This window comes from Pseudoalteromonas sp. SWN166, from assembly GCF_015864485.1.
In the GTDB taxonomy this organism is placed as follows: domain Bacteria; phylum Pseudomonadota; class Gammaproteobacteria; order Enterobacterales; family Alteromonadaceae; genus Pseudoalteromonas.
In genome coordinates this window covers 23421-47826 of record NZ_JADYXB010000026.1, presented here as the reverse complement: position 1 = coordinate 47826, position 24406 = coordinate 23421, and the positions used below count along the sequence as shown (strand labels likewise).

Annotated in this window: 26 protein-coding genes; 13 read left to right on the top strand and 13 right to left on the bottom strand. The window is 40.7% G+C overall.

The features are described from left to right. Positions 1-91 precede the first annotated feature (91 nt). The gene (ycaO, locus tag I6F49_RS14705; protein WP_197181153.1) at positions 92-1852 is read right to left on the bottom strand and encodes a 30S ribosomal protein S12 methylthiotransferase accessory factor YcaO; all 1761 of its coding nucleotides are present in this window, start codon (positions 1850-1852) and stop codon (positions 92-94) included. A 157-nt stretch (positions 1853-2009) separates the two neighbouring features. Here ycaO and I6F49_RS14700 point away from each other — a divergent pair, with 157 nt between their 5' ends. The 4 genes from I6F49_RS14700 (at position 2010) to I6F49_RS14685 (ending at position 7151) form a co-directional block, all read left to right on the top strand. After that, entirely contained in the window at positions 2010-4295 is a 2286-nt protein-coding gene (locus I6F49_RS14700; protein WP_197181152.1) for a penicillin acylase family protein, read from the top strand. Positions 4296-4353: 58 nt separating this feature from the next. Next, positions 4354-5202, top strand: a complete 849-nt coding sequence (locus I6F49_RS14695; protein ID WP_197181151.1) for an MBL fold metallo-hydrolase — start codon at positions 4354-4356, stop codon at positions 5200-5202. Positions 5203-5301: 99 nt separating this feature from the next. After that, a complete protein-coding gene (locus I6F49_RS14690) occupies positions 5302-6834 on the top strand; it encodes a bifunctional GNAT family N-acetyltransferase/carbon-nitrogen hydrolase family protein (RefSeq protein WP_166419551.1) in 1533 nt (510 codons plus the stop codon). After that, positions 6834-7151 carry a DMT family transporter gene (locus I6F49_RS14685; RefSeq protein WP_197181150.1) on the top strand — a complete coding sequence of 106 codons (318 nt, stop codon included), beginning with the start codon at positions 6834-6836 and terminating at the stop codon, positions 7149-7151. Before I6F49_RS14690 ends, I6F49_RS14685 begins: the two co-directional genes overlap by 1 nt. 67 nt (positions 7152-7218) lie before the next feature. Here the strand turns inward: I6F49_RS14685 and I6F49_RS14680 are convergent, their stop codons facing one another. Further along, complete coding sequence (locus I6F49_RS14680) at positions 7219-8097, bottom strand: DMT family transporter (RefSeq protein WP_197181149.1); 879 nt, start codon at positions 8095-8097, stop codon at positions 7219-7221. A 240-nt stretch (positions 8098-8337) separates the two neighbouring features. On the opposite strand from I6F49_RS14680, the gene I6F49_RS14675 reads away from it, so the two are divergent. Further along, positions 8338-8721, top strand: coding sequence for an MAPEG family protein (locus I6F49_RS14675; protein WP_197181148.1), 384 nt, complete (start codon positions 8338-8340; stop codon positions 8719-8721). Between the two features lie 74 nt (positions 8722-8795). Here the strand turns inward: I6F49_RS14675 and I6F49_RS14670 are convergent, their stop codons facing one another. From I6F49_RS14670 to I6F49_RS14660, 3 genes are all read right to left on the bottom strand, one after another. Next, positions 8796-10004, bottom strand: a complete 1209-nt coding sequence (locus tag I6F49_RS14670) for a M56 family metallopeptidase (protein WP_197181147.1) — start codon at positions 10002-10004, stop codon at positions 8796-8798. 9 nt (positions 10005-10013) lie between these two features. After that, positions 10014-10388 carry a BlaI/MecI/CopY family transcriptional regulator gene (locus I6F49_RS14665; protein ID WP_197181146.1) on the bottom strand — a complete coding sequence of 125 codons (375 nt, stop codon included), beginning with the start codon at positions 10386-10388 and terminating at the stop codon, positions 10014-10016. A gap of 102 nt (positions 10389-10490) precedes the next feature. Continuing rightward, positions 10491-11183: a pseudouridine synthase gene (locus tag I6F49_RS14660; protein ID WP_197181145.1), complete on the bottom strand. Its 693-nt coding sequence runs from the start codon at positions 11181-11183 to the stop codon at positions 10491-10493. Between the two features lie 90 nt (positions 11184-11273). Between I6F49_RS14660 and I6F49_RS14655 the strand changes: the two genes are divergently transcribed. Both I6F49_RS14655 and I6F49_RS14650 read left to right on the top strand, forming a co-directional pair. Then, positions 11274-11579, top strand: coding sequence for a DUF6482 family protein (locus tag I6F49_RS14655; protein WP_024609954.1), 306 nt, complete (start codon positions 11274-11276; stop codon positions 11577-11579). Between the two features lie 41 nt (positions 11580-11620). After that, positions 11621-12028, top strand: a complete 408-nt coding sequence (locus I6F49_RS14650; RefSeq protein WP_197181144.1) for a GNAT family N-acetyltransferase — start codon at positions 11621-11623, stop codon at positions 12026-12028. A gap of 10 nt (positions 12029-12038) precedes the next feature. On the opposite strand, the gene I6F49_RS14645 is transcribed toward I6F49_RS14650, so the two are convergent. The 8 genes from I6F49_RS14645 to lptM form a co-directional block, all read right to left on the bottom strand. Next, on the bottom strand, positions 12039-12395 hold the full coding sequence (locus tag I6F49_RS14645) for a HopJ type III effector protein (protein WP_197181143.1): 357 nt from the start codon (positions 12393-12395) through the stop codon (positions 12039-12041). A gap of 40 nt (positions 12396-12435) precedes the next feature. After that, a complete protein-coding gene (locus I6F49_RS14640) occupies positions 12436-13539 on the bottom strand; it encodes a retropepsin-like aspartic protease family protein (RefSeq protein ID WP_197181142.1) in 1104 nt (367 codons plus the stop codon). Between the two features lie 187 nt (positions 13540-13726). Beyond that, positions 13727-14434: an HAD-IA family hydrolase gene (locus I6F49_RS14635; protein WP_197181141.1), complete on the bottom strand. Its 708-nt coding sequence runs from the start codon at positions 14432-14434 to the stop codon at positions 13727-13729. A gap of 8 nt (positions 14435-14442) precedes the next feature. Continuing rightward, on the bottom strand, positions 14443-15387 hold the full coding sequence (locus I6F49_RS14630; protein WP_197181140.1) for a tyrosine recombinase XerC: 945 nt from the start codon (positions 15385-15387) through the stop codon (positions 14443-14445). Continuing rightward, positions 15384-15995: a DUF484 family protein gene (locus I6F49_RS14625; protein WP_197181139.1), complete on the bottom strand. Its 612-nt coding sequence runs from the start codon at positions 15993-15995 to the stop codon at positions 15384-15386. Before I6F49_RS14625 ends, I6F49_RS14630 begins: the two co-directional genes overlap by 4 nt. Then, positions 15992-16822, bottom strand: a complete 831-nt coding sequence (gene dapF, locus I6F49_RS14620) for a diaminopimelate epimerase (protein WP_024589649.1) — start codon at positions 16820-16822, stop codon at positions 15992-15994. The genes I6F49_RS14625 and dapF overlap by 4 nt, the downstream gene beginning before the upstream one ends. A 64-nt stretch (positions 16823-16886) precedes the next feature. Then, a complete protein-coding gene (gene lysA / locus I6F49_RS14615) occupies positions 16887-18140 on the bottom strand; it encodes a diaminopimelate decarboxylase (protein ID WP_197181138.1) in 1254 nt (417 codons plus the stop codon). Beyond that, a complete protein-coding gene (gene lptM, locus I6F49_RS14610; RefSeq protein WP_024589651.1) occupies positions 18141-18335 on the bottom strand; it encodes an LPS translocon maturation chaperone LptM in 195 nt (64 codons plus the stop codon). A gap of 157 nt (positions 18336-18492) precedes the next feature. Here lptM and cyaY point away from each other — a divergent pair, with 157 nt between their 5' ends. The 6 genes from cyaY to I6F49_RS14580 are packed head-to-tail and all read left to right on the top strand — an operon-like array spanning position 18493 to position 24397. Continuing rightward, positions 18493-18816 carry an iron donor protein CyaY gene (cyaY, locus tag I6F49_RS14605; RefSeq protein WP_007377335.1) on the top strand — a complete coding sequence of 108 codons (324 nt, stop codon included), beginning with the start codon at positions 18493-18495 and terminating at the stop codon, positions 18814-18816. Further along, complete coding sequence (locus tag I6F49_RS14600; RefSeq protein WP_197181159.1) at positions 18813-19469, top strand: alpha/beta hydrolase; 657 nt, start codon at positions 18813-18815, stop codon at positions 19467-19469. Before cyaY ends, I6F49_RS14600 begins: the two co-directional genes overlap by 4 nt. Positions 19470-19491: 22 nt before the next feature. Next, complete coding sequence (locus tag I6F49_RS14595; RefSeq protein WP_197181137.1) at positions 19492-20469, top strand: DUF2914 domain-containing protein; 978 nt, start codon at positions 19492-19494, stop codon at positions 20467-20469. A 35-nt stretch (positions 20470-20504) separates the two neighbouring features. Beyond that, on the top strand, positions 20505-21443 hold the full coding sequence (hemC, locus tag I6F49_RS14590; protein ID WP_197181136.1) for a hydroxymethylbilane synthase: 939 nt from the start codon (positions 20505-20507) through the stop codon (positions 21441-21443). Further along, entirely contained in the window at positions 21444-23291 is a 1848-nt protein-coding gene (locus I6F49_RS14585) for a uroporphyrinogen-III synthase (protein ID WP_197181135.1), read from the top strand. Further along, positions 23288-24397, top strand: a complete 1110-nt coding sequence (locus tag I6F49_RS14580; protein ID WP_197181134.1) for a heme biosynthesis HemY N-terminal domain-containing protein — start codon at positions 23288-23290, stop codon at positions 24395-24397. Before I6F49_RS14585 ends, I6F49_RS14580 begins: the two co-directional genes overlap by 4 nt. Positions 24398-24406: the final 9 nt, after the last annotated feature.

The following is a 24406-nucleotide window of genomic DNA, read 5'->3' as shown; positions in this document are numbered from 1 at the left end:
GTTAATTAAGGCAAATTAACTATAGCTAATTTATTGCAAAAATGAAAATGGCGCGTTAAAAATGCGCCATTTATTTTTTATAATTAGTAGTTTAGCTATCGCTAACTTCTCGCGCCCAATGATTTTGCTTTGCTACGTGTAGCTTGCGGTAGCCATCTAGTAGCGCCGCATGCTTTTTAAAGCCTTCAAGCGATAAACCTGGGAAAGTTAAACCGTTAAACTGCTTTTTACCTTCGGCAATTTCAATAGCCAGTGCTACGTTATCAGCACCAAACATTAAGCCTAAGGCATCTTGGTAATCAGCGTATTCGCGCTCGTCATCGTATTTAATTTCTAAAATAGCTTTTAAACAGCGGAAGTGGCGCATTGCATCTTCGTTTACTTGGCCTGTATGAAGTATCCAGTCAACCCAATCAATGGCTTCTTCGCTGCCTGCGGCTAAACATAGATGCGCTTTAAGCTCACCTATACGCAGAGTGTGCCATGGTGTGTCGGCATCAGTTGCTAAACCAATAAATTCTGCGGCGCGGATAATATCGCTATGACCTGCTTCTTCTAGGCTGTCGTAAATTTCCATCCATTGCTCTGCATCGTACTGATCAAGCGATAGGAATGCTTCGCGAAATTTAGCGCCTTCGTTGTTGTTGCGCCAAATAAGCTCATCAACAGGGTAAATGTCTGACATGCCAGGTACTAAAATACGACACGCGTATACGTTTAGGTGCGTGTAATCCATGATGTAGATATCGTGATCCATGCTGTGGATTAGGTCTGTACAGAAGTTATATTCTTGCTCTGTTGTGCCGCTAAAGTCCCAATGTACAAATTCAAAGTCAGGTTTTGCACGGAAAAAATCATGCGAAATTAAACCGCTTGAATCAATAAAGTGCAGTTCAATGTTCTCTGGTGTTGCTACTTCGTTGTTATCAAAGGTTGCTGGTTGAAATACATCAAGCTGATCAAGGCGACGACCTTGTAGTAACTCGGTAACGGTACGCTCAAGCGCTACTTCAAATGAAGGATGAGCACCAAAAGAGGCAAATACAGAGCCATCAGTTGGGTTAATAAGCGTTACGCTCATTACTGGGTATTTGCCACCAAGTGATGCATCGGCAATACGTAGATGAAAACCATGGCTGCGAAGTTCTTCACAGGCTTCGTGAATTTGAGGGTATTGCTTAACAACGTCTTCAGGCACGATTGGTAAACAAATACCTTCGGCAATTATGCGGTTTTTAATAGCGCGTTCAAATACTTCTGATAAACCTTGTACGCGCGCTTCAAATTTAGTGTTACCTGCGCTCATACCGTTAGATACAAAAATATTACCAATAACGTTTACCGGAATGTATACGTCTTGGTTATCGCGTTGGCGCGTGTATGGCAGGGTACAAATACCACGGTCATCGTTACCTGAGTTAAAATCAAAAAGATGTGATGCGTTAAGTTCGCGCTCTGGGTCAAAGTAATCCCATAAACTCTCGTCCATAATGCCTTGTGGTACTTCATCGCCTTCAACTTTAAACCATTTTTCGGTTGGGTAATGAGTAAACTCGCCATTGGCAAATTCTTCACCTAGGTAAAAGTCGGCAAAAAAGTAGTTACAGCTTAAGCGTTCAAAGTATTCACCGAGTGCTGAGGCAATAGATGCTTTGTCGGTTGCGCCTTTACCATTGGTAAACATAACACCGCAGTCGCTGTCTTTTATATGAACCGAATAACAGTTAGCTACAGGGTTAAGCCAAAGCGCTTCTTCAACATTAATGTTTAGGGCTTTAAGCTTGTTTTGCATGGTAGAGATTGACGATTCTAGGTCGCGGTCTTTACCTTTGATAAATGTTTTTTCAGTCATATTGATCTCAACTAGTTCTGCACGATGTGTGGAGCCGACATTATCGTGGATTTTGATGTTTATTTCACCCTTTGCGAGCAAGAACATTATTATTTAATAAAACTGTGGTTATTATATGCCCTTAACGCTTGGTCAAAAACGTGCAAAGGAAAGGTTGATGTTTAAAGTAATCAAACGCTTGTTGTTATTAATTGTGATTTTAGGGCTAGCAAGTACCGCCGTTGTTTATGGTGTACTTACTTTAAGTTTGCCCACTCTTGATGGAAACGGACGCAGTAACGCGGTAGTAGAGCCTGTAAAAATTTCGCGCGATGCACTCGGGCAAGCAGTGATAAACGCCAATAGCCGAAACGACGCCGCCTACGGTTTAGGTTATGCGCATGGGCAAGACCGATTTTTTCAAATGGATTTACTAAGACGTAATGCCGCAGGCGAGTTAAGTGAATTATTTGGCGAAGCCGCGTTGGGGCTCGATAAAAAGATGCGTTTTCATCAATTACGTAAACGCAGCCAAATTATTTTACAAACGCTGCCTGAGACCGATAAGCAATTACTTAAAAGTTACGCTCAAGGTGTAAACGAAGGTTTAGCGCAAGTAGGGTATTCAAGCTTTGAATATTTACTAACCGGTGCAACACAAAAGCCATGGCAAAGCGAAGACAGCTTACTTGTGATATTTAGTATGTACCTTGATTTACAAAGCGCGACCTTTGAGCGCGACCAAGCACTGATACAACTTGAGCAAGCGTACGGTAAGCAAATGGTTGATTTTTTAACGCAACCGAGCAAATACCAAGCCGCACTTGATGGTAGTAAATTAACGCCTTATAACGGCGCAATACCTGCGTTGCCAACTCAAATCCAGCACACAGTTAAAAATATTGAAGCAAACCAAGAGCGCGGCAGTAATAACTGGGCAGTTACGGGAACGCTGACTAAAACAGGTGCTGGTATGGTGTCGGATGATATGCATTTATCGATGGCAGTACCTGTAATTTGGTACAGGGCACAATTAAATTACATGCACAGTGGTGAGCAGACTCAGGTGACCGGTGTATCGCTGCCCGGAGCACCTGCCATTGTTGTTGGCACTAACAACAATGTTGCATGGGGATTTACTAACGGTTATTTAGATACAGCCGATTGGATTGCATTAAACGATGATAGTAAAACATGGCAAGTTGATGAACCTATTGCATTACCCGACGGGGGAGTCGAAAACTATTCATTAATACTCAGCGAATATGGCCCTGTAAAATACATTAACGAAAAACCTTATGCATTGAGCTGGGCTGCACATCAGCCTTACGCCGTTAATATGCAACTCTTAAAGTTAGAGCAAGCCAAAACAGTAGATGATGCACTTGCCGTAGCAAGCGATGTAGGAATACCTGTGCAAAACCTAATGGTGGTAGATAGGCAAGGTAGCGCCGCGTGGAAAAACATGGGCGGCATACCTGCTCGTAAAACACCAAGTGAGTTAAGTGTAGATACAAGCGAATATTCAGCCCTTTGGCAGCAAAACGAGGTTTTACGCCCGTTTATTAAAAACCCACAAAACGGCCGCTTATGGACAGGGAACTCACGTGTTGTATCGGCTGAAGATAACGCCCGCTTTGGCAATGGTGGTTATGCACTGGGCGCGCGCTCAAGCCAAATACGCGATAGGTTATTCGAAAAACAAACATTTGCAGAGAGTGACTTTTACGCATTACAGCTTGATAACCAAGCTCGCTTTTTAATGCCTTGGCATGCTTTGCTATTAAAGCAATTAAAAGTCGATAAAACTAAAAATAAGCAATATATAGCAGCGCTTGAGAACTGGCAGCAATGTGCGTGTTCAACCTCCGTAGGGTATACCTTAGTTAAGCGTTACCGCGATGAAGTGATTAATATTTTATTTAGTCATATTGAAAACCAACTAAATAAACAACAAGGCACGCTTAAATACGTAAAACGAGATTTAGAGCCCGCAGTATGGCAGCTTATTAATAACAAACCCGATACGTGGATAAACCCGCAATTTAAAAGCTGGGATGCACAATTACACGGTGCATTTAGCCAAACTATTACTAAGCTTACTGAGCAATTTGGTAATAACGTACAAGGTTGGCAGTGGGGCAAGGTAAACGAGCTAGTAATAGAGCACCCGTTTGCAAAGCAAATCCCCTTACTTGCTAAGTTTTTAAATATGCCTACAGCACAAGGTTTTGGCGATAGTTACATGCCCGCCGTACAAGGACGTAGTTTTGGCGCATCTCAGCGTTTTATTGCTCAACCTGGTCATTTAGAACATGCGATTTTAGCTATTCCTGGTGGGCAATCGGGGCATCCGTTATCTGAATTTTATAGAGCGGGTTTTAGTGATTATATAGAGGGCAAACATACGCCTTTATTACCGCAAGAATTAATACATCAAATAGTAATAGAACCTACGCGATGAACTAAAGTATAGCTAAACACGTTCTATATAATCACTAATAAAATAACAGAGAACTAAAATGAAAAAAATAATACCCGCATTAATAACAGGTTTATTACTAAGCACTACAGCGCAAGCAGATGATGGCCCGGTAACAGCACAAAAACTAAGTGAGCATGTATACGTATTATTTGGGCAAGGCGGGAATATTGCGGCAAGCGTTGGCGATGATGGCATTTATATTATTGATGATCAGTTTGCCAAGTTATCAGACGATATTAAAAAAACCATTAGCGATTTAAAACCAGGTAGTGCAGAGTTTGTTATTAACACGCATCATCATGGCGATCACACTGGCGGCAACGAAAACTTTGCTAAAGCGGGTGCGCACGTTATAGCGCACGACAACGTACATAAACGTTTAGAGGAGCAGCATGGGGAAGGGTCAGACTTTTTACCGCGCATAAGTTTTGGTCACGATTTAAAGCTGCATTTTAACAACGAACACGCGCATGTAGTACATTACGAACATGCACATACCGATGGCGACTCGGTTGTCTTTTTTAGTAACGACAACATAGTGCACATGGGCGACATTTATTTTAATTTTGGCAGCTTACCGTTTGTTGATGTAGATAGCGGTGGCAGCGTTGATGGTATTTTAGCGGCAGTAGACGATGTAATTAAACAAATTGACGACAACACTCAAGTAATACCAGGGCACGGTAAGGTAAGTAACCGTTCAGGACTCATAGCGTATGGTAAACTTGTTCAAAACGCGAAAGACGTGATGCTAAAAGCCATGCAAAATAATGCCAGCCTAGAGCAAGTGCTTAAAGCCGATCCACTGGCTGAGCTTGGTCTTGAATACGCTGGCTGGTTACCAAAAGAGAAAGTAACCACACTCTTTTATCGCAGCTTAAAGTAGTACATCTAAAGTAAAAAACATGATACAAAGCTGAGTGTATTCTTGATTTAATCGAGCGTACATTCGGCTTTTATTTTCTTATGCCTAAAGGAGTTGTGTATGTCGGCAGAAAAAACCCATCTTGAAATTTGTAACTTAACCAGAGAGCAATATCCGCAAATTAAAACCTTGATGGATCAAGCGTATCCCGACTTAGGTGGTGCGTGGCCAAGTCATACCATTTTTAGATTAATAGACCAATTTCCTGAAGGGCAAATAGGTATTGTAGATGACGGCGTGCTGGTGGGCTTAGCGTTAAGCGTTCAAGTTGATTACACACGTTTTTCAAATCCGCATACCTACGAAGACATCGCTGATGGTCACGACCGTGTATTTAGTGATACCGACGGCGATGCTTTGTATGGCTTAGATGTTGCCATTAGCGAAACTCACAGAGGCATGCGTTTAGGTCGTCGCCTTTATGATGCCCGTAAAGAACTGTGCCGCCAATATAACCTACGCGCTATTTTAGCGGGTGGTCGTATTCCACGTTATTACAATCACAGTAGTGAAATGACGCCAATGGAATACATTGCAAAAGTAGATCAAAGAGAGCTGTACGATCCTATTTTAAGCTTTCAACTATCTAACGATTTTCAGGTAAAGCGTTTACTTAAAAAGTACTTACCAGAGGATCAAGAGTCAGTTGGTTACGCCACTTTACTTGAGTGGAATAACATAATGTACGAGCCAACCGACACGGTACTTGAGTCAACTAAATCAATCGTGCGTGTAGGTGCTGTGCAATGGCAAATGCGTTGTGTTGAATCGGTTGAAGAAATGCTAAAGCAGGTTGAATACTTTGTAGATACCGTATCTGACTACAAAAGTGACTTTATACTATTCCCTGAGTTTTTTAACGCGCCATTAATGGGCTTAGGAAATCAAAGCAACCAAACGGAAGCGATTCGTTATTTAGCCGAATACACCGAAACGTTTAAAAACGCGATGTCGCGTATGGCAATAGAATACAACGCCAATATAATTACCGGCTCTATGCCGCTTGCCGAAGATGATAAAATTTATAACGTGAGTTATTTATGTCACCGCAGCGGTAAAATAGACGAGCAACGTAAAATACACATTACTCCGCATGAGCAAAACGATTGGGTTATTCAAGGCGGCGACAAAATTGCTGTATTTGAAACCGATGCTGGGCGTGTAGGTATTCAAATTTGTTACGACGTAGAGTTTCCTGAGCTTTCACGCATATTAGCCAAACAAGGGCTCGATATTTTGTTTGTGCCATTTTGGACCGATACTAAAAATAGTTATTTACGTGTACGCCACTGTGCACAAGCACGTGCAATAGAAAACGAATGTTATGTGGTTATTGCAGGCTCGGTAGGTAACTTACCACAAGTAGAAAGCCTTGATGTGCAGTACTCACAATCGGCTGTGTTAACGCCATCGGACTTTTCGTTCCCGCACGATGCAACACTTAACGAAGCCACACCTAATACAGAAATGCTGTTATTTAGTGACCTTGATATGGATAAGCTTAAAATCCTTCATAGCGAAGGTACAGTGCGCAACTTAAAAGATCGCCGCGAAGATTTATACGACGTAATTTTGAAAAAGAGAGATGTTTAATGGCATGGGTGTACTTAATTATCGCCGGGCTACTTGAAATTGGCTGGCCGATAGGTTTAAAAATTTCGCAAAACCCAGATACTCGCTGGCAGGGTATCACAATGGCGGTGGCTTTTTTAATCGCTAGTGGCTTTATGCTGTGGCTTGCCCAAAAGCAAATATCAATGGGCACCTCATACGCCGTGTGGACAGGTATTGGCGCTGCGGGTACGTTTTTAGTCGGTATATTGTTTTATAACGATGCAGCTACATTTGGTCGTATTGCGGGAGTATTAATGATTATTAGCGGTGTGATAACACTTAAAATAAGCTCTTAGTTGGTAATTCGAATAAACGCTTAATTATGAATAGCGCAGGTATAAAAGCCTGCGCTTTTTTATGCTCTTAACTTGGCAACATGACCAAAATAGCGGCAATGGCGATGAGTATTAAGCCTGCAGTATCTTGTTTTTTAAGTGGCTGTTTTAACCAAAGTACGGCAATTAGCATGGTAAAAAATACTTCAACCTGCCCAAGCGTCTTAACGTAAGCAACATGTTGTAAGCTCATTGCACTAAACCAGCCTATTGAGCCCAAACAACTAAAAACACTAATTGCGGCTGTAGTGCCTTTGTATTTCCACAATGCACTGAGCGTTTTTGGCTCTTTCAATAATAAATAGCCCAGTAATATTAGCGTTTGTAAGCTAATTACAAACAGTAAAACCCAAGCGGCAGAGTGTGGAAATAGTAACCCTGAATTTAAACTCGCTTCACGTACCCACAGTGATGTAAGCGCAAAGCAAGTACCACATGCAAGCCCCAACAAAGCCGTTTTAACATTAAAGGTTTTTACACTGGTTATGCCGCTGAGTAGCAATACGGCAATAGCGCCAAAAAATACACCAAGCCAACCAAGTAAAGAGAGTGCTGAGCCAAAAAATAATACACCTAAAATGGCAGCCACTAACGCCTCGCTTTTAGCAAGACCAGCCCCTACAGCGTAGTTATTCATTTTAAACAACTTAACCATTAAGCCGGTGGCGAGTATTTGCATAACGCTTGCGCCAATAATAAATCCCCAAAAGGCATTATTAAACGTAGGCATGGTTGTATCTTGATATTGATACAAACCATATAAATACACCGCCGCAATGGGGCCTGCAATAATAAAGCGAGAAAGAGTTACGCCAGCAACACTCACATTGCTACTTAATTTACTTTGCAGGGCATTGCGCCAGGCTTGCATAAAGGCGGCTAAAAAAGTGAAAAAGATCCAAGTCATGGTATTTGTCGATTAAAAATAAGGTCTTTAAGTTAACAATCTTTAGTTATTAATGCGATGTAATAACTGTGATGTTGAATATTCATCATCTGCGACATTATGCCGCACTGTTTTATGAGTAAACTTAGCTATAGTAAGTGTGATGTTATTGTTTAGCCGCCAGCGTTTGTCATAAAACGTATCTGGCGGCTTTTTTTGTGTGCTTATGCTAAGTTGTCAAAAACATCAAAAGGATAAACTATGACAACATTAGTTGTATGTGCATTACTTGCTGTACTTATGCCTTACTTTGCAAAAGTGCCTGTCGCTATATCAATGGCAAAATTAGGTCGATACGATAATAAACACCCAAGGGCGCAACAAGCAAAGCTAACGGGCTTTGGTGCCCGTGCGCTAGCAGCACATCAAAATTGCTTTGAATCGCTCGCTGTATTCGCAGTAGCTACTGCAGTTGTACTAGGCACTAACTCTGTAGGCGCAATAACAGAAATGCTAGCGGTTACGCATATTGTGTCGCGTATTTTGTACTGTGTTTTTTATTACATGAACCTAGATATAATACGCTCACTAGTATGGTTTATTGGTTTGGGTACAGCTATTGCCATGATTGTGGTGAGTTTGTAGGTTTATACTTTAAAACCACAAAGCAAGCAGCCTAAAAGGGCGCTTGCTTTGTAGTCTTGAAAAATCTAATAAAGTTAGTGCGATACTTTAATTCGCTCTATTAAATCGGTATTAGAAACTTCATTGTTTATTGCAAAATCGAGCTGTACCAGTACGTTTTGATAACCCATTGATGAGGGTTTGTATTGCCACTGTCTTAGCGCCTTTTTAGCTTCACGGTCAAATATGGCTTCAGGCTTTGCACTAACAACAGAAACATTAGCGGTTTCACCATTGGGAGTTATATCGTACTTTAATACCACTGAGCCGCTGATGCCTTGTTGAGCTGCTTGTATTGGATAAAGGGGTTCAATACGCATTGTCGGTGAAATGTGATCCTCTTTAGTCATTGCCTCTGGTTGCTTTGCAATCGCTAATCCGCTTAGCATACTTGCGGCTACAAGCAATAAGCCACCTTTAGCAAACTTTGAACGCTCTGTGCTGTGTTTTATATTAGTAAGTCGTTGTAACATGGTTTTTTTATCTCCGTAGTGTGAATAAGCCATAAGTCCTGTGGGCGCATTTGCCGCGCAGTTTATTAAGGCTTTGCTGTATAAAATGTGTTGTTGTGTAGTTTTATTGCTGAGTACCCGTTCATCACAAGTCAGCTCTTGTAATCGGCGCATGCTTGCGTAACAAACCCAAGCTAGTGGGTTGAACCACAGTAAAATAGTAGGCAGTAATATAAGTGCGTTTGTTAGGTTGTCTTTGCGTTTTATGTGTACGTTTTCGTGCTCTAAAATAAGCGCTAATGTGGCTTTATCAAACTGGGTATTGTAGTTACTCGGTAACACCAGCTTGCTGTTTAAAATACCGACCACCATTGGCGTGGCTACATGTTGGCTGGTATAGGTTTTAACATCAGCGGTAAGAGTACCTTCAAATTGGATTAACTCAGTTAACTGCAGGCTTTTAACAAAACGGGTATGTGTAATAAAACTGGCTATTAATAACCCTGCGGTAATGAGTACATACATGAGCGCCCAGCTAATACCCATTTCATGTGTAAAAGGCTGGTTAGGGGTAATTAGGTAATAGCTAATATTACTGTTTTGCAGTGGTTTAATCGCGTTTGGTAAATTAGCGATAACCAATGCCGCAGGTAATAGCCATGCTAATTTATATACAAATCGCGAGCCAAGGGCTTTTAAAGCAAATCGCTCGAGTAAAATAAATCCACAAAACAAAATACTTAATAGTAGTTGCTGCTCAATCAACCAATTAAACCCAGTTTGAATAACCATGTTAATCCCTTACTTTTGGTTTTTTTCCCAGTCATCTATAACTTTTTTAAGCTCGTTTATATCTTGCTGAGAAAGCTGCTCCGATTTAGCAAAACCGCTTACCAGCGGTGCTATACGACCACTAAAAAAGCGCTCAATAAAGTTTTGGCTTTCTTTTAAGGTGTAGTCGGCGCGCTCAATACACGGCATATAAATATATTGGCGACCTTCTTTTTTAAAGGACAATGCACCTTTTTTTACTAATCGACCTAGTAGGGTTTTAATTGTTTTTTCGTGCCATTGCTTATCGTCGCTTAAGCGCTCAATTATTTGGCTCGCGGTGGCAGGGTAGTTAATCCAAAGTGCGTCTAGCACGTCAAATTCTGCTTTTGATAACTCAATCATTTTATTGCCTACAGATGTAATCTTTAAGTTGAGACTACGCTTGTAATCTATAATTGCAAGCTTATTTTTTAACTTTTTGAGATGTAGTTAAGTGACTTGGTATTAGATTTTTGAAATATCGGCTTTATTAATTTGTATATATTGGTTTTCAGGTAGGTTTAGCTTTGAAAGGGTGAGATCGCTAAATTGTGCCCGATATAAATCAATAACTTTGTAGCCGCAGTAATGCGCCATTTTACGAATTTGCCTGTTTAACCCTTGTTTTAAAATAATATTAAACTGATTACTGGCTATTTTATTTACTTCACAAGGTAGGGTTATGTGTTTATCGACGGGTACGCCTGCTGCCATTTTGTTACAAAAAGCATCGTCTAAAGGCTTATTTACGGTGACTAAATAATGTTTAGGCTGGTGGAAGTTAGGATGTATTAGTTGGTTACAAAAATCCCCATCGTTGGTCAAAATAAGTAAACCACGAGAGTCTTTATCAAGGCGGCCAATAGGGTAAACACGGGTGAGTGTAGGCAAGTGGTGAATAAGGCTAGTTGGGTCATCAATATTTAATTTGCAGTCAATGCCTACTGGTTTGTGGTACGCAAAATAAACTAAATCGGCAGCACCTTTAATTTCTTTTTCGTTCACTATTATTGTGTCTTGCTCGTCAACGTGATCAATATGATTTGCTGGGCGATTATTTACAGTCACAACACCTTCATCAATTAAACGCGATGCCTGTTTACGAGAACAAATACCCGCATGGGCAATATATTTAGCGAGTCGGATTTTTGTGCTCATAACGTGTGATGCCAGCGACTAATAAAAATTTGATCGCGATTATAGCAAAGCTGCGTATCGATACTGTTAAATTTAATTAAGGCAAAAATTATGGGTATTAAATTTTCACAGTTAAAAAAGCATGAGCCGCTACAAAAAGTCATTGTACACTCGTTAGATATGGCGCTTTATCAAGTATCGGTAATGATCAATAACGTTGAATATTATGTAACAGAAGACAGCGGTGAATTTTTAAGAGCACTAAGCCCACTGCATGTTCAAAAGCGTTTTGATAAAATAGCCTATGCGGGAATGGTACTGCGCCAAACAAGCGCTTACGACGAAATGTGCGGACAGCCCGAAAAAACCGGCAGTAATATGCTCGAAGTACCTTACGGTAAAAACAACCTGTATTGATAGAACTAGTTTGCTAGTATCTGCTCCTTTAAGGGCGGAACATGTATCAATTAAAAGCAGATAATACCGACGCGTTAAACTCAGCGCTTCGCACAAAAATGGTTGAATTTAATGCCCAGCATTTTGATGCGCAAAGAGTGCCATTAGGCTATAAATTTACAGATGAGCAAGGCGAGCTTGTTGCCGGTATTAGTGGGTGTGTATTTGGAAATTGGCTGATGATTAGTTGGCTTTGGTGTAGCGATGTAGCGCGAGGTCAAGGTCTTGCAGATAAGTTGCTAACGGCACTTGAACAATCAGCTATTGAACTAGGCGCAACAACTGCTCAGCTTGATACGCTAGATTTTCAAGCAAAACCCTTTTATGAAAAGCGCGGTTATAGTGTTAAGTATCAACTTAATAATTATCCGCGCTCTGGTACGCGCTATTTTATGGAAAAGCAGCTTTAATTTTTGCTGACTATTTTGCTTTTAGTGGCTCGCCTTCAAAGGTAATACCTAAGAATGGCGTTGCCTCTGGCGCTAACATAAAGGTGCGAATATTCATGTGATCATCGCCTTTTGGGTTTTGCAGCACGTCGTCTCGGTAAAACTTACCAAAGCAATCTAGCGTATTTTGTTTGCTTAAATCGTTTAATTTAGCAAACGCAAAAATTTTACACGAACCGTTGTTCTCACTTGCAGAGCTAAGTAATCCGTGGTTATTAAAGCCGCAGGCAGTAAATGTATAATTTGCCTCAATAACAGCAATAGTATCGGTAAATTGAATGCTTTTTGGATTTGCGGCGAGTGTTGCTAAGTAGTCATTTAATGTCATGTTTTGTTCTTATATTTGTAGTTAATCCAATTAATAAATTTTATTTAGCGCTCAACTCTAGCTCATCTGTTTGCTGATTTATATTGAATTTAAATCGCGATAAAAAGTTCATTCCTAGCAAACCTTGTCCACCTGTGTTTTCAATGCTTAGCACTTCAAAACCATAAATAATTTGCGAGCCCACTTTAAACGATTCAATTTGATAACGTTTTACAACAATTTGACCGTTAGCTGTATTAACTGTTACATCACCTAAATACAAAGGCTGCGGAGAAATTTGGTTAATAATATTGCTAGGTAGTGAGGTGATGCTTGCGCCTGTATCAATCATTAGTTCGGTCGATAGATTATTATTTATTTCAGTGTTTATTAAGTAGTGTGCGCCGCGAGGCGTTAAAGCAACGAAGTCGTCTTGCGATTGCGCTTTATTGATCATCGTTTGCAGCGTTTGTACTTGGCTTTTTAAGCTGTGCTGGCTTGGCATTCTATCAAGCGTTGCTTGTGCGCTAATTAAATCACTTTGCTGGTAGTAAGCATACGCAAGCGAATATAAAAACTGTGCATTATCGCTTTTATAATCAAGCCAAATTTGTGTTTGCTCAATAATAGCGTGCCAATTTTGTTGCTCAGTTAATGTGTGTAATTCGTTTTGGGTGAGTGAATTTAGGCGTGTATTTACGTTATTTTGTTGATGAGCAGGTAGTAATGAATTCAGCTCAAATAAAGCAATAATGGCGTTTTGTGTTTGTTCGCTATTAACTAAATATTCAACCTGCAAGTTAAGTATTTCTACGTTGTAAGGGCTGTTATTTAATAGCGCATTGATAAATGATTCGCTGAGTAATAAATCGCTATTTAACCATGCTTTAAGCTGTATCAGCCACGAAGAATAAAGGTTTATAGCACTTTCTGGATTGCTGTTTTTTAACTGTTGATAGCTACTAAGTGCGGCTTCAAATTGGTGTTGTTCAAATTGCTGCTTTGCCGTATTTAGTAACGTATTTTGTTGTTTAGGCGATATGCTTTGCTGGGCACTTTGCGTTTTTTGTGGTGTAGTTAACGCAGGCTGCGGCCATAATAAATAAGCGTTTAAGCTAAGTGAGCCAATTAATAGCAAGGTGATTAGCTTGGCATAGTGGCTCATAGTGACCTCTTACTTTTAAACGAGTTTATACCAATTTTATTAAAACATGATCATTTTATCGCATTAAATAACTCACTAACTGCGTTAAAAATTATTTATATAGAACAACTATATGTCACAATTTTCGCCTTGTTATTGTGCTATTTTCTTAGCGCTATAATAGAACACTTATTTAATGCAATTGGTATTATTTAATAAAGTGCGTTAAGGCGTGAATGTTAGCAATTTCAATATCAGCCAGTCCTTTATAGGCATAGTTAGCACCTTGATCGTTTAACCATACCGATTGGCAGCCGGCATTATTTGCGCCTTGTACGTCGGTATCTAGGCTATCGCCAATATGTAAAATATCGCTTTTAGCCACGTTTAAATGTGCGGCTGCTTTATCAAATAAAGTGGTGTGAGGTTTTGCTTTGCCGTGCATACCTGCTTGCAGTACGAGTTCAAATTTATTGTGTAAATTAAAGCGTTCAATTTCAACGTTACCGTTAGTAATTGCAACAAGCGTAAAGTGCTTTGCGAGGTTATCGAGAAGGTTAAGCACGTCATCGCTTACGACTATGTTGCTGCGCGCATCGGCAAAGGCGTTATAGGCGGCATTTGCATGGCGCTCTACTTCATCTGCGGTAAACCCAAGTTTAGAAAGCGCTAAACGTAGGGTGTGTTTGCGCCACTTAGTTACATCATCTGCAAGATCTGGGTTTTGTATTACGGCCAGTTCGCGGCATAGTTGCCAGTACTTTGGACCTTGCTCTTGATAGCCCGGTAGCGCGTTTAAATAATTTTGTTGGGCTTTAACGGCTGCTTTTATAATAGGGTGGTTGCTGTATAGCGTGTCGTCTAAATCAAAGCTCATGACAGAAAATGGCTTAATAGCACGATTAAATCGGATCATATTTTTTCCTAATCAGTTCGTTTTTTTGCGCGAGGGTGAGTGTTGTCGTACACCTTGGCTAAATGCTGAAAATCTAAATGTGTATACACTTGTGTAGCCGACAAACTGCTGTGCCCTAGTAATTCTTGCACGGCGCGTAAATCACCAGATGATTCTAAAATATGTGACGCAAACGAGTGGCGCAGCTTATGCGGGTGAACCTGCGAGCTAATGCCTTGTTTTATTCCCCACTCTTGCATGCGTAGGCGCACTTGGCGAATCGAAATACGATTTTTTTGGCTACTTAAAAATACTGCTATTTCATCGGGCTTTGCAAACTGAGGGCGTATTGTGAGCCATTTTTTTAATGCGTCTAACGCTTTTTTGCCCACCGGAATTAATCGCTCTTTATTGCCTTTACCACGCACTAAAATTTCGCCATTAGCGGCACTAATATCTTGCATGTTAGCGCCAACTAACTCACTAATGCGCAGCCCTGATGAATACATCAACTCCATCATTGCTTTATCTCTAATTGCGAGAGGCTCGTCGTCAGGTATTTCGAGTAATCGGGCCATTTGATCTACATCGAGATTTTTAGGTAACGGTTTTGCAAACTTAGGGCCTTTTATGCCCACAGCAGGGTTATGATAATGCGATTGCTCGGCAATGTTTTTTGCTTTTAAAAACTTATACAAACTGCGAATGCAGCTGAGCTTTAAGCTAATAGTACGCCCACTTAATTGTTTTGAGCGCAGTGCCATGCTGTATCGGCGAATATGCTCGCCTTGCACGCCAAACCAGTCGTCACATAATTTACTAAAATAGAGGGCTGCAAAACCAAGTTGGCTTACATATTGATTTACGGTGTGTGCTGAATATTGTTTTTCAAACTTTAAATAATCGCTAAATAGCGTTATGGGTGTGCGCCAGTTATCGCTTAATTGAGTAATATTAGGTGCGTCGTCACTCATGCAAGTTTTTGTAACCGCAGGTGTAATGCGTTTATAAAGTCGAGTACAAAAAGGTTATCTTGAGCGGGCTCAAAGTGGTTTACGTTATTACTACCAAAGCCCAAAATAGCGATAGGATGTGTAGTGTCGCCAATTAAATAAATAGCAGCAGATTGCGTATCTTCACTAAATAATTGTTCGCGTTCTTGCTGATTAATACGCCCTAAATAATGCCCAGAATGGGTAAGGCGATGTGCAATAAGTTCGTCGTATTCGGGATTGTATTTTACTAATTTGCAGTCGTTAACATCTTCACTTGAGCAAATTATATTACGCAGGTTATTTGCTAGCGTATCAAAGTCGTCATGATTCCAAAGCTGGCGATGGCACTGGCTAAACAAACGATATACAAGCTCGTTTTTCGTTGCATGTTTGCTCATCGCGTCTATTTGGCTTTTTAAAAGCGTGTTGTGCTCGCGTAATTGGCGTTGCTGAATATGTACCAGCGACGTTGCACCTTGAGCTTGTTGGTGCAGCTCAAGTTGTGCGAGTAGCTCAGGATGCTGAACTAAAAAATCGGTATGTTGCTGCAAGTAATCAATAACTTGTTCTTTACTTAGCTCGCTCATAGCGCTACTTGCCCGTCGAATACGTGCTCTGCGGGGCCTGTCATACGTACCGGGTGACCTTCGCCACTCCAACGTACTTGCAAGCTACCGCCTGGTAAATCTACTTGAACGGTTGTTGATAACTTATTTTGCATATGACCAATAACCATTGCTGCACACGCACCTGTGCCACAGGCTAGCGTTTCGTTAACGCCGCGCTCCCATACTCTTAATTTAATGTGTTCTTGCGATACAACCTGCATAAAGCCAATATTCGCTTTTTGCGGAAAGCGTTCATGGTTTTCAAGTAATGGCCCCAATATATCAACTTGCGCGGTGGTTACGTCGTCGACTTCTAGTACGCAATGCGGGTTACCCATAGATACCGCGCCACTAAATACAGTGTGTTCTTCGGTTCTAATAATATAAGTAAGCTCGCGCTTGCTCGCTTTTAAAGGGATTTTACTTGGTTCAAAGTTAGGATGACCCATGTTAACCGTTACTTGACCGTCTTTTTCTATGTAGAGCGTTAAGTTGCCCGACTTGGTCGACACAGTAATTTTGTGCTTGTTAGTAAGGCCTTTCATGCGTACAAAGCGGGCAAAACAGCGTGCGCCGTTACCGCATTGTTCTACTTCGGTACCATCGGCATTAAAAATTCGATAATGAAAGTCGAGATCAGGAGAATATGGCGCTTCAACCATCAGCAATTGGTCAAAGCCAATGCCAAAATGGCGATCTGCCAGTTTTTTGATTTGATCTCGCGACAAAAAAACATTTTGTGTAATGTTATCAATTACAACAAAGTCGTTGCCTAAGCCGTGCATTTTGGAAAAATTAACTAACATAGCGCTCTAATTCGGTTTTGCTCTGTGCTAATCATGCCACAGAGCAGCGTCGTAACAAAAACGTTTATGGTAAAATTTTCTCACCTTGATAAAGGCTTTCTATAGTTTCGCGTTCGCGAATAAGGTGATGATGCTCACCATCTACCATTATTTCTGCAACACGCGGGCGCGAGTTGTAGTTTGAACTCATGGTAAAGCCATATGCGCCAGCACTTCGTTGCGCGAGTAAATCGCCTTGTTTAAGCGCAAGCTCACGATCTTTTCCTAAAAAGTCGCCGGTTTCGCACACCGGGCCCACAATATCAAAGTTGTGAGTAGGTGTTTCGTCGTCGCGAACGGATACTGGAATAATTTTTTGCCACGCTTGATAAAGTGCAGGGCGAAGCATGTCGTTCATACCGGCATCTACAATGGCAAAAAACTTGTCTTGGTTTTGTTTAATAAATTCAACTTGAGTAACTAAAATACCTGCGTTAGCTGCAATAGCGCGCCCTGGTTCAAAAATCAGTTCAAGGTGTTTATAGTTAGCTAAGCGCTCGGTAACTTGCGCTGCATACTCACTTGGGTGTGGTGGTTGCTCGTTGTTATATGGCACGCCTAAACCGCCACCAATATCTAAGTGAGTTAGCTCAATGCCGTTAGTTTTTAGCTCATCAATAAGCGCCATGAGTTTATCAAGGGCTTCTAAAAATGGTCTAATTTCAGTTAATTGAGAGCCAATATGGCAATCAACGCCAATTATTTTTAAGCCAGGTAAAGCCGCCGCTTGTTGATAAACACTTACAGCCGTTTGTATATCAATACCAAATTTATTCTCTTTTAAGCCGGTAGAAATATACGGATGTGTTTTTGCATCTATGTCGGGGTTTACGCGAATAGAAATAGGCGCTTCTAGATTAAGCTCACAAGCAACTTCTGAAATTCGCTCAAGCTCAGAGGCTGATTCAACGTTAAAGCATTTAATACCTAGCTTTAATGCATACGCTATTTCGTCAGACGTTTTAGCCACGCCCGAAAAAACCACTTTAGAGGCATCGCCTCCTGCTTTAATTACACGTGCAAGTTCGCCTTTGGATACAATATCGAAACCCGATCCTAAGCGCGCTAATATATTAAGTACGGCTATATTTGAGTTTGCTTTAACGGCGTAACACACCAAACTTTTATGATTTTTAGTGGCGTTAGCAAACGCTAAGTAATGGCGCTCAAAGGTAGCACGCGAGTATACATAACACGGTGTACCGTATTGTTGCGCTATGCTTGCCACACTTACGTCTTCGGCAAATAATTGGTTGTTTTTGTAGTTAAAATAATCCATTTATTGCTCCTGACTTTGCGATGTTTTTGCTTGCTCAGCGGTAGTGGCTGGTTTAGCTGTATTTTGAGGTTGGTTTTGCTCTGTTTGTTGTTCTGGTAAATATAGCGGACCGCTCTGCCCACAGCCAGCTAAGGCGCTTAACAGTACAGTGCTTATTAATAGTTTTTTTAATTGTAAGGTATGTGTCGCTTTCATTAGATTAATATGGTTGCTGGCTTTATAATCGCAGAGTAACAGAATATCTAAAAAATGCAGCTATTCGCGGATGATTTTATTCCTGTTACACTAACCGTACACTTTTAAAGCTAAAACGTACCCAATATTAGGCGGCTCGCCTGCAAAGGAAATAACAATGACTGAACACGAATATCACCAATTAGCCGAAGCTCTTATGTTCACTATTGAAGAGCAAGTTGATGATTGCGAAGCAGATTTAGATTACGAATCGGCACAAGGTATTTTAGAAATTATTTTTCCTGATAAAAGTAAAATAGTAATCAATAAACAAGCGCCTCTTCATCAAGTATGGGTTGCGACTAAGTTTAACGGTCATCATTTTGAAATGCGTGATGGGTTATGGATTGATAACCGTTCGGGTGCAGAATTTTGGGCGTTTATAAATGAAGCATCAACTCGCCAAGCAGGTCAAGAAGTTAAGTGGCAATCAACACTATGAGTTTAGAGTTTGTAGAGTACCCAGCTCAAAGCGAGCATAAAGCAACGGTTATTTGGTTACATGGCTTAGGCGATTCTGGGGATGGTTTTGCGCCAGTGGCTCCGCAGCTTAATTTACCAAGTGAACTGGGTATACGGTTTGTTTTTCCACATGCACCAGTGCAACCGGTCACCATAAATGGTGGCATGGAAATGCGCTCTTGGTACGATATTAAATCTATAGAATTAGATAAGCGTGCCGATGAACAAGGCGTAAGAGATTCGGCTGCTAAAGTAGAAGAGCTAATCAACAAAGAAATTGCTAATGGCATACCCGCTAATAAAATTATTTTAGCTGGTTTTTCTCAAGGTGGTGTGGTGTCGCTACATTTAGCGCCGCGCTTTGAGCAAAAACTTGGGGGTGTTATGGCGCTTTCTACTTATATGTGTGTGCCGCAAAAATTTGCTGATGAAGCAAAACATACCGATTTAAATGTATTTATGGCGCATGGTAGTCAAGATAACGTAGTACCGCATAGTGCGGGAAGAAGTGCGTTTGAAGTATTAACAGCACATAACATGGATGTAAGCTGGCAAGAATACCCAATGGCTCATCAAGTTTGCGCAGAAGAATTGCAAGCTATTCGCCAATGGTTAATTGCTCGTTTAAGCTAATTTTGGAACCGCTGAGGTCAATATGAGTCAAAAAATAGTTATTAAAGCAAATGTTAAACGCGAACTACAAGAGAGTGTACCAACGGTAAGCTACGAGTGGAATTGGCGTCGTATTGTGAGTATTGCTATGTTGGTATTAATGACCTCTGCAGCAGTTGTATATGGCTTAACAACCTCAGCCAGTGCAGAGCAAGGTGAGCATCCAAATGAGCAGGAACAATTTTTAAGCTTTGGCGATAATACTCAAAACCAGACAAGCGTTGAGGTAACGAGTGCCGAACCTGAACCATCAGCAAACAACATTCTTAACGAGTCCGCAGAGATAACGCAAACGAGCATTGAACCGTTATTAGCTGCGCAGAATGAAGTTGAGCAAAGCATATCAAATAATGCACCTGATAAAGCGAATTTTGTAAATACTGATGCAGTTTTATTAGCTAGCAACGATATTGTGATTGATCAAAGTGAGAGTATTAATACAGAGTTAAACTCAAACCTTGATAATGATGTGCAGGAAGAAACCGAAGAAGCTGAAAATATAGCTGAGTATGCTGATCAGAGTGACTTACTTTTAGATCAAAAAAGCGATGATGGTGCATTGAGTGGTACTGAAGGTTTTTCGCCTACAGCACAAGTGGCAAGTGTGGCATTAGGCGCGCAAATAGACACAGATAAAATTAGCCGTGCGGTACTTACTCGTAAAGTAAGTAAGCGTGAGCCTACTAATGTGTTTGCGGCAGATATTAGGTTAAGTCAGTTTGATGAAGGGTTATCGTTTTTTAGCGAGATTAAAAACCTTCAAGGGCAGCAAGTTAAACATGTTTGGACGTTTGAAGATGAAACTATGGCTGAAATTACACTCAATGTTACTTCGCCTCGCTACAGAACCTACTCAACAAAAAATATTATGGACACACAAACAGGCCACTGGCGTGTTGATGTTGTAGATGAGCAAGGTAATTTAATTGCCCAAAAAGAATTTAGAATTTTAGCTGACTAAATACAGCTAAACGCAGTAATTAATTGGATACCCTTATGATAGAAAAAACAAAATTAGTACGCATCGCAACTCGTAAAAGTGCTTTAGCACTTTGGCAGGCCGAATTTGTAAAAGCTGAACTTGAGCGTTTTCATGCAGATGTACGCGTAGAATTAGTCCCAATGTCGACGCAAGGGGATATAATTTTAGATACGCCTTTGGCCAAAATTGGCGGTAAGGGTTTATTTGTTAAAGAGCTTGAGCAAGCCATGTTAGATGGCCGAGCTGATATTGCCGTACATTCTATGAAAGACGTACCAGTAGAGTTCCCAGAAGGATTAGAACTGCATACTATTTGTGAGCGTGAGGATCCACGAGATGCGTTTGTATCAAACAATTTTGCTAATTTAAACGCTCTACCACAGGGCGCTATTGTGGGCACTTCGAGTTTGCGCCGTCAGTGCCAAATTAAAGCACTTCGTCCTGATTTAGATATTCGTGATTTACGCGGTAATGTAAATACGCGTTTAGGTAAGTTAGATGATGGACAATACGATGCTATTATTTTAGCTGCAGCAGGGCTTATTCGTTTAGAAATGGAGTCGCGTATTGCCGACTACATTGATCCAGAAGTGTCATTACCGGCAAATGGTCAAGGCGCAGTAGGTATTGAGTGCCGTATTGATGATGAAGTAACAAAAGCATTACTTGCACCACTTGAGCATACTCAAACACGTATTCGCGTAAATGCAGAGCGTGCGATGAATCGCCATTTAGAAGGTGGTTGCCAAGTGCCTATTGGTGCTTATGCATTAGTTGATGGCGAGCAGGTACATTTGCGTGGTTTAGTGGGTGCTGTAGATGGCAGCGAAATTTTACGCGACGAAGTAACTGGCCATGTAAATGATGCAGAAAAACTAGGCATTGAGCTTGCTAAAAAATTACTAGCTCAAGGCGCAGACAAAATATTAGCTGAAGTTTATAGAGACGCATAAATGACACATATTCTGATAACTCGGCCCGAAGGAAAAGGCGCATCCCTTGCACAGCAATTAGAGCAAGCGGGTTATCAGGCGTCTTTGTTTCCGGTATTAAAAATAACGCATTTAACACCCTCTAGCACCGAGCTGAGCCCGCTGTTAAATGCGGACAAAATAATATTTATATCGCAAGATGCAGTCAGTGCGCTTGCGCAACTAAAACCAGATATAAATACAAAAGCGCAGTTTTATGCTGTAGGCCAACAAACAGCCGACACAATATATGAACAATTTGGAGTGCGTGCTGCATTGCCTAAATCTAAGCAATATGATTCAGAGGGCTTACTGGCTCTAAAATCACTTGCTCAGGTTGATGGTAGTAATATAGTTTTGGTTAAAGGACAAGGCGGTCGCCCAGATATAGCAAAAGTGCTTAAAGAGCGCGGTGCTTTTTTAAATAATTGCATAGTGTACAAACGTGAACCGATAAGTGAATTAGGTGGTAACTGGACTGACCACTGGAAAAGCAATAATGTACACGGTATAGTCATAACAAGTAATGCAGCAGTCGATGCCATTTTTACTCCCCTTGCTGCACCACAACTACAATGGTTACAACAGTGCCAATTTTATGTTGCCAGCGAGCGCATTGCCGCATATTTACAGCAACAACAAGTAAGTTTGGCTAATATACATATTGCAGCAGGAGCTAGCGATGACGCTATGTTTACCTGTATTAATCAGCAAGGTAGCAACATGAGCGAACAGTCAAAGTCAGTTACGGCAGAAAAAGCCACTCCAACAACAGCTAACACGGCCTCGGTTAAATCAGCGAAACAAGAGCCTGTAGCTGCTAAAAACACCGCAAATAAAAATAAACAAAAGGTTAGCAAAGTCGCAGTGCTTGCACTTCTTATTTCGCTAATTGTGGCCTCAGGTGTTGGATACGAGTTTTATCAAAAATTAAATGCGGGTAAGGCGCAAAACCTAGCCGTTAATGAGTTAAGCGAGCAAAATAAGTTACTCGCTCAAGAGCTGCAAGCACTTAAGTCAGCACAATCTAATTTGCAGCAAGCGCTATTTAATAGTGAGAAAAAAGTGGCCGCAACCCTAAGTGAAAGTGCAGCTCAAAATCAGCAAGAACTAAAAGCAGCTTTGCAAAAAGCGCAGCAACAAGGCTCGTCTTTAAACCCACAAGAAGTAACCAGCTTACAGCGTATGGCTGAATTTAAACTATGGGCTGAAAAAGATTACCAAGGCACTAGTGCTGTTTTAAAACGCTTAGATGCATTACTTAGCGAACACCCTGGAACAGTTGAAGTTCGCCAAGCTATTATGCAAGACATACAAACACTTGATAGCCTTAAACCTGTTGCAACAGAGGCTATTTATTTACAGCTAAACAGTGTGTTAACTAGTGTTGATGACTTAGTTTTTAACGCAGTTAATTTGCCTGAAGAAGTTACTGAAGTAGATGAAAATGTATTAAGTGAAGACATAAATGATTGGCAGCAGAATTTAAATAACAGCTGGGGTCGCTTTTTAGACAGCTTTTTAACACTTCACCACCGAGAAGGAGTAGTAGTTGCTCCATTTCTTGATGAACAAGAGCGTCACCTCGTTAATCAACGTATTAAGCTTTATATTACTCAGGCACAAGATGCGTTACTTAGTAAACAAGCTAGCATTTACTTTAGTACTTTAAGTGAAGCAAAACGCTTAGTTGATGAGTATTTTAAGAAAGACGATAACGCTACACAAAGGGTTTTAAAATCAATAGCTAATCTTGAAAAAGAATCACTTAACTTTAACCCTAAAGTAACACTTCAAAGTACACAGCAGGTTAAGGAGTGGGTGCAATGATAGGGCTAATAATACTGGTTATTGCGTTAGTACTTGTTATTGGTGTAGCTCCTTACGTTATAAATGAGAAAGGTTATGTCCTTTTCTCATTTAATAACTATACAGTTGAGGGCACTATGATTGCTTTTTGCGGTACAGTGATTGTTATTACTGCGATCGTATTTATTACATATAAATTAATTCGCTACTTATTATCGATTTATCATAATACTAAACATGGCTTTTTTGCACGTAGCCAAGAGCGTAAACAAGCAGCGATTGAACAGGCGTTGTGGAGTGCTATTAACGATGATTATGAGCATGTAGAACAGGCTCTATCGGGTAATAGCGTACCAGATAAGTTTGAAGATATTCGCTTAGCATTGCTTGCAAAAGCAGCGCTTGCTAATAATCAAGCAGATAAAGCACTTGAGCGTTTATTTGAAATAAGCCCAGAGCATCAATTAAAAGTAGCAAAGCTATGGTTGGCAAGTGGCGACAGTAGTGCGATTGAGTCACAAATGCGCGTAAGTGCTGAAGCTAAAAAAGCCACCAATCTTGAGTTGAAGCTTTACGCAGAAGTTTTAGTGCAGCAACAACACTTTAGTGCGCTAGAAGAGTTTTTACCGCGATTGCTTCGTAAAAAAGCACTTACTGATGCACAGTGGACACAGCTATTTAGTGCTTACTTTAACGCGTTAGATGCTGATCAACTAAGTGAAAAATATAAACAGCTACCTAAAAAGCTGCAAGCTCATGCACACACAGCCTATTTAATGCAAATGGCGCAAGCAGGTCAACTGGCTGTTATTGAAGGTGACCTAATTAAAATGGTTAAACACAATGAGCAGCATGCGCAACTGGCTAATATATTAAGTAAAGCGACGTCTGCTGATGCAGCTAAACTGCAAGTAAGCATTCAAGATCGTCTTAAAAAGGATGATTCAAATAACTCATTATTACTTGCATTGGCTTGCCTGGCTAACGCGCAAGGTGATTATGACTTAGCAGCTAGAATTTTTGATAAAGCACTGAATATGGAAAATAAAAAACAGTTTTCTGAACAAGCTGTTTTGAGTTATAAAAATAGTGCACAGGCAGAAAAGGCACTCGTTTTATATCAATAAATGACTACA